Source organism: Hymenobacter lutimineralis (assembly GCF_008271285.1).
Lineage (GTDB): Bacteria > Bacteroidota > Bacteroidia > Cytophagales > Hymenobacteraceae > Hymenobacter > Hymenobacter lutimineralis.
Genome location: NZ_VTHL01000005.1, coordinates 77,286 through 89,948 on the forward strand (window position 1 = coordinate 77,286; position 12,663 = coordinate 89,948).

General features: G+C 63.1%; 10 protein-coding genes. 9 read left to right on the top strand and 1 reads right to left on the bottom strand.

The features are described from left to right. Positions 1–241 precede the first annotated feature (241 nt). The 9 genes from FY528_RS06820 to FY528_RS06860 all read left to right on the top strand — a co-directional run bounded on the left by FY528_RS06820 (position 242) and on the right by FY528_RS06860 (position 11,255). Positions 242–688, top strand: coding sequence for a DUF2846 domain-containing protein (locus tag FY528_RS06820; RefSeq protein WP_149070247.1), 447 nt, complete (start codon positions 242–244; stop codon positions 686–688). Between the two features lie 216 nt (positions 689–904). Continuing rightward, complete coding sequence (locus FY528_RS06825; RefSeq protein ID WP_149070248.1) at positions 905–1,309, top strand: helix-turn-helix domain-containing protein; 405 nt, start codon at positions 905–907, stop codon at positions 1,307–1,309. A 132-nt stretch (positions 1,310–1,441) separates the two neighbouring features. Continuing rightward, entirely contained in the window at positions 1,442–3,076 is a 1,635-nt protein-coding gene (locus FY528_RS06830; protein ID WP_149070249.1) for a phage tail-like protein, read from the top strand. Between the two features lie 58 nt (positions 3,077–3,134). After that, positions 3,135–4,574 carry a phage tail-like protein gene (locus tag FY528_RS06835; protein ID WP_149070250.1) on the top strand — a complete coding sequence of 480 codons (1,440 nt, stop codon included), beginning with the start codon at positions 3,135–3,137 and terminating at the stop codon, positions 4,572–4,574. 36 nt (positions 4,575–4,610) lie between these two features. Beyond that, positions 4,611–6,074 carry a T9SS type A sorting domain-containing protein gene (locus FY528_RS06840; RefSeq protein WP_149070251.1) on the top strand — a complete coding sequence of 488 codons (1,464 nt, stop codon included), beginning with the start codon at positions 4,611–4,613 and terminating at the stop codon, positions 6,072–6,074. A gap of 75 nt (positions 6,075–6,149) precedes the next feature. Then, complete coding sequence (locus FY528_RS06845; RefSeq protein WP_149070252.1) at positions 6,150–7,544, top strand: sensor histidine kinase; 1,395 nt, start codon at positions 6,150–6,152, stop codon at positions 7,542–7,544. A gap of 344 nt (positions 7,545–7,888) precedes the next feature. Beyond that, a complete protein-coding gene (locus FY528_RS06850) occupies positions 7,889–9,544 on the top strand; it encodes an FAD-dependent oxidoreductase (protein ID WP_149070253.1) in 1,656 nt (551 codons plus the stop codon). Positions 9,545–9,780: 236 nt separating this feature from the next. After that, positions 9,781–10,602, top strand: coding sequence for a metallophosphoesterase family protein (locus tag FY528_RS06855; protein ID WP_149070254.1), 822 nt, complete (start codon positions 9,781–9,783; stop codon positions 10,600–10,602). Continuing rightward, on the top strand, positions 10,602–11,255 hold the full coding sequence (locus tag FY528_RS06860) for a hypothetical protein (RefSeq protein ID WP_149070255.1): 654 nt from the start codon (positions 10,602–10,604) through the stop codon (positions 11,253–11,255). Before FY528_RS06855 ends, FY528_RS06860 begins: the two co-directional genes overlap by 1 nt. 10 nt (positions 11,256–11,265) lie before the next feature. Here the strand turns inward: FY528_RS06860 and FY528_RS06865 are convergent, their stop codons facing one another. Continuing rightward, the gene (locus FY528_RS06865) at positions 11,266–12,657 is read right to left on the bottom strand and encodes a lysophospholipid acyltransferase family protein (protein WP_149070256.1); all 1,392 of its coding nucleotides are present in this window, start codon (positions 12,655–12,657) and stop codon (positions 11,266–11,268) included. Positions 12,658–12,663: the final 6 nt, after the last annotated feature.

The window sequence follows — 12,663 nt, forward strand, 5'->3', positions numbered from 1 at the left end:
AGGGAAAGACAGGGGCAAAAAGACAGAAGGCAAACGGCGGCCAAAAAGTTTAGCAAGAAAGGAGTTTTTGCGGGCTTCCGCGCGCCCCCGGGTGAGCGGCCTCACGCCGTAGCGCCCTAAGTACTTAGCCGGAACCCCGCCAGAATTATTCGGGGACCTCTGCGGCCAGGCAACCTTTGCGCATCCACCCTGACTCTGTACCTTGAGCTCATCTACCAACCCTTCTCCCTTTTACCCCTGTATGCGTTACCTTCTTTGCACGGGCCTGCTGCTGGCCGCCGCCAGTGCCAGCTATGCCCAGGGCGCCCTGCCCGAACCCACGCCCGATATGGCCACCGTGGTGTTTTACCGCCCGCCCATGCTGGCCCAGGCCGGCGTCAACTTTACCGTGCGCGCTAACGGGGCCGAGCTGTGCCGCCTCAGCAACAAGCGCTATTTCGTGGCCAAGCTCAAACCCGGCGAAACGGCCTTCACCTCCGTAGCCGGGGGGCTCAACATCCCCGACCAGGACAAGTTCGACCTGAACCTGGAGGCTGGCAAGGTCTACTACATCCAGGGCGACGTAAAAACCCGGCTGATGACCGTGAAAATGGTCTTTACGGAAGTAACCGAGTCGACCTACAAAAAGAAAAACGCCGACCTGAAACCCGATAACTGCGAGGTTGCCGCGCCCGCAGAAAGCAAGTAACCGACCACGCCGGCCTTTCCCCTTGGCTCTTCTCCGATGCTGGTCGTGCTTTACGGTGGCCTGCACCGGGGAAGAGCCAAGCTGTTTTAGCGGAGAAGGAGTAGAAATTAAGCGTAGGCGGGCTGCTACTCCCTGCTAAGGCGGGATTGGCAGAAATTTACTAGTCCTCCCCACCAGGCCCGGCGAGCTTTGCGGCCACGTATTTTCCTTCTGCCGATGCCTGCCAAAGCCCGTAAGGATTCGTCTTCACTGCTGCTGCTTTCTACCCAGGGCCGGGAGTATTCCGACGAGGAGCTGCTGCTGCTGCGCCAGTTCCGGCAGGTCGCGGGCCAGGTTATGGCCAATCCCTTCAGCACCATTGCCAGCGCCACCAGGCTCATCGGGCTCAGTGAGCGGACGCTCTACCGCAAGTGCAAGGAACTCACGGGCCTCACGCCGGCCACCTATCTGCGCCTGCTCCGCCTCGACCGCGCCCGGGAGCTGCTGCTCTCCGGGGAAGCGGCCACCGTAGCCGCCGCCGCCTTCGCCGTAGGCTTCGAGGATACCGACTATTTTGCCCGGGTGTTTTACCGGCACTATGGCCAGCGGGCCAGCGAACTGGTGCGCCCGGCCACTACCTGAAACAGCCAGATTCAAGCAAACAAACAAGCCTGGCGCAAAAGCAAATTGGCAGAAATTTACTAGGGCTGCGCTCAAGGCAAAAGTAGCTTTACGGGCTTAATCAAGGCCCTTTATTCTGCTTTTACGCCCGATATGACTGCACGTTTATCTGCTTTTTCTGTTTGCCCGTCCCGTTTCTTTCTGCTCCTGGCCGCGCTTGGCCTTGCCAGCGGGGCGGCCTGGGCCCAAGTAGGCATCGGTACTACTGCCCCCAGCAGCAAGGCCGCCCTGGAAATTACCGCGCCGGCCAACGACAAGGGCCTGCTGATTCCGCGCCTGACCCAGGCCCAGCGCCGGGCCCTTCTCAACCCACCCCAGGGGCTGATGGTTTTTCAGACCGGCACGGCCACCGTAGCCACCGACTCCGTAGGCTTCTGGTACGCCACCGGCGCAGCGGGTAGTACCGGCACGGGCAAGTGGCTATACCTGCCTGATAAAACCAACGTAGCCGACAACCTGGGCAACCACACGGCTACTTCCACCCTCAACCTGAACGGCAACCTGCTATATGGCACCAATGCCTCACGCATTGAGGTCTACAATCGAACAGGGGTTTCCCCGCTCACCCTGCAGGCCGTAGGCACCACGGCAGCGTCATTTTTCAGCTACAATCCAGCCGGCACGTCGCTGCAAATCACGAACAACACTGGGCGGGAGTGGGACCTTATTTCGAGCGGTATCTTTAACAGTGAAGGAGCTGGGCATTTGCTGATCCGGGACGCGGGAAATTCGGCCGTGCGGGCTATTTTTCGCTCCGACGGCCGCATGGGTCTGGGTACCGTTAGCCCACAGGCCATGTTTCACGTGGCCGGCGATGCCCGCATTGAGGCCTTGGCCGGCACGGACACGCGCATGGTCACCGCCGACGCCAGCGGCAACCTGGGCAGCACGGCCGTGCCCGCCGATGCCCAGCAGCTGAGCCTGAGCGGCCAGACCCTGAGCCTGACGGGCGGCGGCTCCGTGGAGCTGCCCAGCAATACGGCCGAAATCACCACGGCCGGTAACGGCCTAACGTTGAGCGGCACGCAGGTGCAGCTGGGCGGTACCCTGAGCCAAGCTACCACCGTCGATCAGGGTAATAACTTCCTGGCTTTCACCAATGGGCAGCTGGGAATAGGCATCAGCTCCTCCCCCTCGAACTCGCGCCTGACCGTGGCGGCTGGCAGTGCCAGCGAAAACGGGTTGCAGGTGCGGCTGAGCGGTAGCAACTCCGCCGCTAACTCCCTTAAGCTCGAACATTTTGGTTCTAACCTGACCGTACGCCCCGCCACGGCTGGCGGTAGCACCACCGTGGTTGAAAACTCGGCCGGCGCACTCAGCCTCAACCCCGGCGGCGGGGCGGTGGGCGTGGGCGTCACCCCCACCAGCACCCTGCACGTAGCGGGCTCCGAAGCCAAGTCTATCGTCACGACGGGCACCATCAGCGGGGTGTTTGCGCTGACCGGCGCCCACCGCACCCTGCGCCGTACTAGCACCAGCTGCACCGGCGTACAGCTGCCACAGCCCGGCACCTGCGTGGGCCGCGTGTACACTATCATCAACGCGCTAAGCGCCGTGCTGCCGCTCACGGTGAGCACCAGCGGCACGGTAAAGGACGACGCCTTTGTGACCGACTACACCACCCCTGGTAACCCCGGCACCGCGTCGGTTACGGTGAGCAGCCTGCAGTCCTATACCCGCCTGACCGTGCAGAGCGACGGCACCGATTGGATTGTACTCAGTCGCTAAGGCCCTGCTTTTAAAGGCGCTTACCCTACCCTTTCTTATAACTCCGCTTCTGCTGCCTATGCGCTTGCTTACCCTCTCCTTAGCCGGACTGCTAACCCTAGGCACCGCCGCCCGGGCTCAAACTGCCGGCTCCGTCGGCATCGGCACCACCACACCGGATGCCTCGGCTCTGCTGGAGCTGAGCACCACGACCAAAGGCCTGTTGCTGCCCCGTCTGACGCAGACCCAACGCACCGCTATTCAGAACCCGGCACCGGGCCTGCTGATTTATCAGACCGACGAAACGCCTGGGCTCTACCTCTACGGCGGTTCCAGCTGGAGCCTGCTGCCCAATACCACCCAGACCACCGGCGACAACCTAGGCAACCACACCGCTACCCAGAACCTGAATCTGGCTGATAAGGTGCTCGTTGGGCAGAATAGCACCACCGATGCTGTAGGTACTTCCGGGCTGCGGGTGTACTCAGACGGCCAGGTTGGCGTGGGCACTCTGCGCACCCTCGACAGCTATAACAATACGTCCTACGCCGGGCTCGAAGTACACAGTAACCATGGTTTATTGGCCACTGGCAACTTTGTGGGCAACACCGCTGCCGATCCGCCCCAGGAAGGCAGCGGCGCCCGCCTGCTGTGGTACCCGGCTAAAGCCGCCTTCCGAGCTGGGTATGTCAATGGTACTCAGTGGGACGGGGCCAATATTGGCCTCTATTCAGTGGCTATAGGCTATAACAACCGCGCCTCAGGCGACTACGGTGTTGCCCTCGGAAACGGCAGCTCCGCTGCCCAAACCTCTTCGGTGGCTATAGGGGAGGGAAATGTAGCCACGGGTTACACATCCGTGGCTTTAGGCTACTACGCCCATACCGGTGCCCGCCGGGGCTCGTTCGTATTCGCTGACAACAGCGTAACAGGCGCTGTATACGATGCCAATACGGGCCTTACAACGTACAATTACCTGACTGCTACGACCACTAACACCTTTAACGCCCGCTTTGTCAACGGCTATTTTCTCTACACCAACACCGGCCTGACTACCGGTGTGAAAGTGGCTGCCGGGGGCAATGCCTGGGAAACGGTATCGGACTCTACCCGCAAGGAGCATGTCCGGCTGGCCGACGGGGCCGCGTTTCTGCAAAAGATCAGCCGGATGCGCCTGGGCTCCTGGAACTACAAAGGCCAGAGTACCGACACCATGCGCCACTACGGCCCCATGGCTCAGGACTTCTACGCCGCCTTCGGCCACGACGGCGTAGGTCGCGTGGGCAACCCCACCAGCATCAACCAGGCCGACTTCGACGGGGTAAACCTGATTGCTATTCAGGCCCTGATCCGAGAGGTAGAGGCATTGAAAGCGGCCAACCTGCGTCTGGAAGCCGCCAACCGCCATCTGCACGCCCAGGCCCAGGCAAGTACGGCCGCGCTGGAAAGCCGCCTGCGGGCCTTGGAAAGCCTGCTGAGCCCGCAGGCTGATGCCAAGCAACCCACGCTAAGTCATTAGTATTCTTATCTTCGATTATTCGTAGCGCGCCGTTGTATGAAACACGTTTCCTCTCTTTCACTGCTACTGCTGCTTGCTGGCACAGTCGCTGCACAAACGCTTACCAATGCCGGTGCCCAGCTAACGGTGGGGGCCGGGGCAACGCTGTACGTAAGTGGCAGCCTCGACAACCAGACAGCCAGCACCCTCACCAACGCGGGCACGGTGCACGTGACCGGCGACCTGACAAATACCGGGGCCCTTACCTCGCCGGGTACCCTGGTGTTTGCCGGCGCGGCCAACCAAACCTTCACCCCCGGCACGGCCACCGTCGATAACCTCACCGTGAGCAACACGGGCGCGGCCGGCAGCAATATCCTGAGCGTGCCCACCAACCTCACCGTTGGCGGGCAGCTGCTGCTGACGCAAGGCATGGTACGCACCAGCGCCACCTCGGCCATTACGCTAGCCGATGGGGCTACCCTTTCGGGCGAGGCCGTGGGCCGCTACGTGCAGGGCAACCTGAGCGTGGTGGACAACAACGGCTCTGGCCTGCAGGACTTCGGCAATGGCCTTATCCTAGACCGCACCTCGCTGGGCATAGTGGTGGTGACGCGCACGGCCGGCCTGCAAACGGCAGGGTTGAGTTACGGCGTAAACGCGGCCAACACCAGCCTCCAGGGCATCGACCGGATCTGGAACGTGGTCACTGCCACTCAGCCAGCCGGGCCCCTGGCCATCACCCTGCAGTGGCTACCCGACGACGACAACGGCCTGGCCGATTTCAGCAACGCTCAGGGCTGGTACAGTGCCAGCGGCCCCACCGCGTGGGTACCCGCTGGCAGCAGTGCCCCAGCCACCCAGGATGCCACCACGCTGGTGCGCAGTCTTACGTTTACTGCTCCCGCTACGGGCCAGAGCCTCGGCTACCTCACCATCTCCAACACGGCCAATCCGCTGCCCGTTAGCCTTCTGAGCTTTACGGCCGAGCGCCGCGGCCCGGCGGCGGTGCTGCGCTGGGCTACCGCCTCCGAGCTGCGCAATAATCGGTTTGAGGTAGAAGCCGGCACCGACGGGCTAAGCTTCCGCGCTATTGGTACAGTGCGCGGAGCCGGCACTACTACTCAGCGCCACGAGTACGCCTTCACCGATGCTAACCTCAGCCGCTATGGGGCTCCCGTAGTGTATTACCGCCTTCGGCAGGTAGATGAGGACGGAAGCGTCCACCTTTCGGAAGTGCGTCCGGTAGCCTACAGCGTGCCGGCGGCCTACAGCGTGCAGGCTTACCCCAACCCCTTCGGCTCCAGCCTGGTGGTGCGCGTGGCCGGCACGGTCGGCGGACCAGCTACGTTTGTACTGCACGATGCCGTGGGCCGGGAAGTAGTGCGCCGGCAGCGGACTTTACCCTCCGGGGCCCACGATGTTACGCTGGCCGAGCTCGACAACCTGCCCAAGGGCCTTTACGTGCTGACGGTGCAAACGCCCAGTGGCCGGCGCACCCTGAAGCTGGAGCGCGAGTAAGCTGCTCCCGGGCTTGCAAACTTGCTTCGTAGTTCGGTAGTTGTAGCCACACGGCCTACTCCTGCTGTGCGTGCTATGCCTGCTCCCCTTACGCCCGCCGACCTCGCCCGCCTGCCCCTGCTGGCAGATCTGCCCCCTGCCACGTACGACTGGCTGCTCGCCCACGGTGAGCGGCGCACGTTTGCCGACCAGCAAGAAATTACCCGGCCCGGCGAGCCAGCGGAGTACATGATGGCCATTCTGGCAGGGGGCCTGCAGTTTTTTCGGATGGTAAATGGGCAGCGGGAGCCGGGGTTTCGGCTGGAAGCCGGCCAGATCAGCGGCGTACTGCCCTACTCCCGCCTGCGCACCATCAGCGGGTACGGCGTAGCCACTGGACCCACGGTGCTGTTTGTGCTGCACCGTAACTTGTTCCCGGAGCTGGAGCAGGTGAGCCCCGAGTTGGTGCAGCGTCTGGTAAGTGCCATGAGCGACCGGGCCCGCGACGAGGCCCGCGCCCAGGAGCGCGACGAGAAGCTGCGCGCCCTGGGCAAGCTCTCAGCCGGGCTGGCCCACGAGCTTAACAATCCTACCGCGGCCATCGGGCGGGCAGCTCAGGCCCTCACCGACCGGGTGCAGCAGCAGCCGGCCCTGCTGACTGCCTTGGTGCAGCACTGCCCTTCGCCGGAAGCCCTGGCGGCCCTCGTAGCGTTGGCCGAGCCCGCCGGCACTGAAAACCGGGGAGGCTTTACGGCCCTGGAGTGCGCCGATGAGGAAGACCTGCTGGCCGATTGGCTGGAAACCCAGGGCGTGCCCGACGGCTACCGGCTGGCCGCCTCCCTGCTGGAAGCGGGCCGCACCCGCGAAGAGCTGGAGCCGCTGGCAGCCTCCTTGCCTCCCGAGGCCCGGCCCGCAGCCCTGGCCTGGCTGGAAAGCCAGCTGACCTCGCGCTGCCTGCTGCGCGACGTGCAAGAGGCCTCCGGGCGCATCAGCACGCTGGTGAGCAACGTGAAAACCTACTCCCACATGGACCGGGGCGCGGAGTATGCCTCCCTCAGCGTACAGGCTGGCCTCGAAAGCACCCTCAACATCCTGAGCTACCGCCTGCGCGAGCGGCAGATTCAACTGGTGCGCGACTTTGCGCCCCAGCTTCCCCCTATCCGGGGGCAGGTGAGCTCCCTCAACCAAGTGTGGACCAACCTGCTCGACAACGCCCTGGACGTGCTGCCCCTAGGCGGGCGCCTGGAGGTGCGCACCTGGCAGCAGGGCAGCTTTGTACAGGTATACATCATCGATAATGGCCCCGGCATTCCGCCTGAGGTATTGCCGCATATCTTTGAACCGTTCTTCACCACCAAGCAGGCCGGCGAAGGCACGGGGTTGGGGCTCGACATTGCCCAGCGCATTATCCGGGACCACGGCGGCCGGCTTGAGCTCCGCTCCCAGCCCGGCCAAACCGAGTTTTGCGCTTGGCTGCCGGTGCTGAGCTAAGGCATGCTGGCAGATTGTAATTTTCTCAGGTGGTGACTTTTGAGCGAATGCAAGGACAGTTCGGAGTGTGTTCGGTGTGCTTTCGGTGAAGCCTTCTAAAAACCGGCATATTTTACCCTGGCCCATTGACCTTACTTTTTGTACAAAATCAAGCTCACAGAGCTACTGCGGTATAATAGGGCAAAGTCCTCTGGGAAGTAGGGCTAACAGCCCAATCAGCCTTACTATTGTATGCAAAATCCTCCTTCTCCTGGTCTGGTGCGCATATGCCGAGCACACTAATCTGGTCAATGCCTCCTGACTACCTGTCACCTCAACTCCCCGTTGCCTTATCACTTTAACTCATGGAAAAGAAACCCGTTATCCTGGCCGTTGATGATGACCTCCAAGTGCTGGCCGCCATCGACCGGGATTTGCGCCAGGAGTTTCGGCGCGACTACCGGGTGCTGCGGGCCAACTCCGGGGCCGAAGCCCTGGCCACCCTGCGCGAGCTGCAGGTTCGCAACGAGTCCCTGGCCCTGGTAGTGGCCGATCAGCGCATGCCCGAGATGGAAGGCGTGGAGCTGCTGGAGCAGGTGCGGGCTTTGTTTCCCCAGGCGCGGCGGGTGCTGCTCACGGCCTACGCCGACACGGAGGCTGCTATCCGCGCCATCAACCACGCCCGCCTCGACTACTACCTCATGAAGCCCTGGGACCCGCCCCAGCAGCTGCTCTACCCTACCCTGCACGATTTGCTAAGCGCTTGGCAGGCCACGCACCAGCCCCGGTTTCAGGGCATCCGCCTGATCGGGTTTCAATGGTCGCCGCTTTCCCACGCACTCAAGGACTTCCTGGCGGGCTACATGGTGGCGTTTCAGTGGCTCGACTTCGAGGCCCAGCCCGAGGCCGCGGCTCTGCTGGCCCGCGTAGGCCTCACCACCGCCGACCTACCCGTAGTGGTGTTTGAAGACGGCACCGCCCTGGCCCGGCCCGAGCGCGCCGCCGTAGCCGAAAAGATGGGCTTGGCCATTGCCGCCACCCAGGAGCTGTACGATGTAGTGGTGATTGGGGCCGGGCCGTCCGGGCTGGCCGCAGCCGTATATGGCGCCTCCGAAGGCCTGAAGACGCTCATTATCGAGCGGGAGTCGCCGGGTGGACAGGCGGGCACTTCCTCACGCATCGAAAATTACCTGGGTTTCCCGACGGGCCTGAGCGGCACCGAGCTGGCCCACCGCGCCTGGGCGCAGGCGGTGCGGCTGGGGGCCGAGTTTCTGGCCCCGCAAGAAGTAACCAACCTCTGCGTGAAGGACGGCTATAAAGTACTGACCCTCAGCAATGGCAACGAGGTGCGCACCCGGGCGGTGGTGCTGACCACGGGCGTGAGCTACCGTACTCTGGAAGTCCCCGGCATCGACCAGCTGACCGGGGCCGGGGTGTACTATGGCGCGGCCCGCACCGAGGCCCGCTCCTGCCAGGAGCAGGACGTGTACATCGTGGGTGGGGGCAACTCGGCCGGGCAGGCGGCCATGTACCTGGCTACGTATGCCCGGCGCGTGTACATCCTCATCCGGGGCGAGTCCCTGGCGGCCAGCATGTCGGCCTACCTGATTGAGCAGATCGGGCGCACCCCCAATATTGAGATTTTGCCGCACACCCAGGTAGCCGCCGTGCGGGGCCAGGACCACCTCGAAACCGTAGTAATCAGCCGGAACGGAGAGGAAGAGGCGCGGCCCGCGCGGGCCCTCTTCGTGTTCATTGGGGCCCGACCCAGCACCGAGTGGGTGTGCGAACAGGTGATTTGCGATGGGCGGGGCTACGTGCTCACCGGCCGCGACCTGGTGCAGGACCCGCGCTACGCTAGCAGCTGGAAGCGCCAGCGGGAACCCTACGCCCTGGAAACCTGCATTCCCGGCATCTTCGCGGCCGGCGACAGCCGCGCCGGCGCTATGGCCCGCGTAGCCTCGGCCGTGGGCGAGGGCAGCATGGCCATCAAGTTTGTGCATCAATACCTGGACGAGTAACCAGACCAGGCTTTCCCACGCGTCGGCGAGTACCGCCCACGACTCGGAAACGCCTTTTTTCTTTTCCTTCCCAGATAGGCGCTAAGATCTTCATCTGCGGCTTTTTTTCGGAAACGCGCCGCCGATGACGCACTACGGCTGAGCTACAAAACCCAACTATTACATCCGCCGACCGGTATATACCGCGTCTGTGGCCTCCCGGGAGGCTGCGGTTTTGTGATTTTTGTGCTGTGGCTATGCCCCTCTCTTTACCTTTTTTGCGGCCGCTTGTTCCGGCTGCCCTGGGGCTGCTGCTCACCGGCTGCTCCGACCTATTGGAATTCAGTCCCAACGACTACCGCTCCCCCGGCGACCAGCAAGACCTCACGGCCAAAAACCTGGCCCGCCTGCAGCAGCAGCCACCCACCGAGGATACGCTGCGCTTCGTGTTCACCGGCGACTCCCAACGCTTCTACGACGATGCCGAAGACCTGGTGAAGAGCGTGAACCAGCAGCCCGGCATCCAGTTTATGGTGGTGGCGGGGGATATTTCGGACTTTGGGCTGGGCCGCGAAATGCGCTGGGTAGACGACCACCTGCGCAAGCTCAACGTGCCGTATCTCACCGTCATCGGCAACCACGACCAGGTGGGCAACGGCCGGGAAGCCTACCAGCACATCTTTGGCCCCCTCAACTACGCCTTTACGTACGCCGACACCCGGTTCATCATGACCGACACGAACGGCCGCGAGTACAACTTCAACGGCCTCGTGCCGGACCTGCCCTGGGTGCAGCAGCAGCTGGCCGACAACTCTACCCGCCGCCAGATCATTGTGTCCCACGTGCCGCCCCAGGATGGGGATTTCGACCCCGCCTTGCGCGACGGCTACGTTCAGGCGCTGCGGGAAGCCCCGCGCCTGGTGTTCGAGATGAACGGCCACCGCCATTCTTTCAGCATCGGCCAGCCCTTCAATGATGGCGTTACCTACGTCAACTCCGCCGCGTTCGAAGAGCGGGAATATGTGGTAATGACGGTATGGGGGGACAAGGAATTTCGGCTTAAACGCGTGCAGTTCTAATGATACAGCGTCTATTTTTGGCCGCCCTGGCGGCCATGCCCCTTCCGGCGCTGGCTGCTCCCGGCGCCCCGGATACTGAGGTACTGCAAGCGGCTCCGGATACTCTGGCCGGGAAGGCTGCCTCGGCCCCCCCTACTGCTTGGTACCGCCCGCGCCATCTGGTGCTGCAAACCGGCGGTGGCCTGGGCATGGTGGCCGCCGGAGCCGGCTACACGTTCTGGCGCGACCACGCCGACCTGGATATTCTGGTGGGCTACGTCCCGAAGAAGTACGCCGGGTCCACCCTTTCCCTGGCCTCGGCCAAGTTCCTTTACTCGCCCTGGGTGCTGCCGGTGGGCGAAAAGTGGCAGGTGCGCCCCCTGATGGTGGGCGCGTACTTCAGCTACACCCACGGCACCATCAACGACGAGGAGGCCGGGCAGTACACCAAAGGCTACTACTGGTTTTCCACCGACACGCGGGTAGGGCCCTTGCTGGGCAGCCGCATTGGCTACCGGCTCCCGGAAACGCCCTCCGGCCGCTCCCGCCTGCTTTCTGCTTACTATGAGCTTAGCAGCAACGACCTATACCTGATCAGCTACGCGCAAAACCGCAGCGGCCTTTCCCCCGCGGATGTCCTAGTGCTTAGCCTCGGCCTCAAGCTCGACTTTTAAGGATTACCGATCAGGCCCGCTTGGCTTTACGCGCGGTCAAATAGGCTTCACGGGCTTCATTCAGGAGCTGCAGAATGCGGCTGCGCCGCTGGTGCAGCTGCTCCATGCGGGGACGCTGCTTTTGCAGCAGCCGCAACGCCCGCAGCCGGCGCAACCGCGCCGCCAAGTTGTTCCAGTAGCTCAGCGCATAAAAGCCAGTGGGGGCCAGGCTTAGGGCGTAAAGCGTCGTCCAGCGCCAGTCCTGGGTGAAATGGTGCACCAGCATGGTCTGCAACACGTAGCCCAGGCTGAAGGTGAGCATGCCCGTCACCAACATAATGGGCGCCACAAACTCGGCATCCTTGGTGGCCCGACGCGCTACCATCGAGGGCAGCTTGTAGGGCAGGTAGTTATTGATGGCCCCGTAGAGGTAAAGCGGGAAGCCCAGCACCAGCCGCAGCGTGGCTTCCGCCGCCCTCGACAGCCGGTTGCCGGTCCGCTGCCGACTCGCGTCCAGGGCCTCATCCGTCAGGCCCAGCTGGCGCAGCTCTTGGAGGTAGGCTGAGAGCTGCCCGCGCACCTCGGCCAGGCGGGTAGGGTCGTGCTGCTCGAAGTACAGGATGCCCTGCTGCACGGTGCGGCTCAGCTGGAAATTGTCGTAGAGGGTATTGGGGTCGTCGTCGGGGTTGAGGTGGGAGCCAAACGTGCGCTCCACCTGCTGGCTGAGCTCATCCTCGGCCGCGTCGCGCGTAATCACCAGGCGCACTTCCATGCGCTGGCGGATTTCCTCCGTCAGCGCATCGGCGGCGGCTTCGGGGTCTTGCTGGTACTGAGCGGCATAATCCGCCACCTGAATGGGCGGCCCCACGTTCAGAAACGCATCGGAGCGAAAGCGTTGCGGGTCGAAGTAGTTGATGCCAACGGGTAGAATCTGCAGGCCCAGCTGAAAGCCGCGGCGGGCTTCGGCGCCCAGGGCAATGCGGGCGGCCCCGGTTTTAAGGGGCCGCAGGCGCCGCTCCTGAATACTGCTGCCCTCCGGAAAAATCATGATGGTGCCACGCCGGTCGAAGTAGTCGTAGCAGCGCCCGAAGATGGCTTCGTTCTGGGCAGCCAGCTGCTCGGGCGTGAGCTTCTCGGCCCCGGTTTCCACATCTTGCCGCCGGTAAATCGGGATAGAGTTGCCCGATTCCATAATGGCTTTCACGATGGGGTTCTGAAAAAACGTGCTCTTGGCCAGAAAGGCAATAGGGTCGCGGCGGTTGATGGCCACTACCAGCGGGTCCATCAGCGTATTGGGGTGGTTGCCCACAATCAGCAGCGGCCCGGGCATCTGCAGCCGCTTGGGGTTGCGAACTTCCAGCTGACGGAAAAAGACACGAAGCGCCACCTGCACCAGGGGCTTCATCACGGTATAGAAGAGCATGATGCA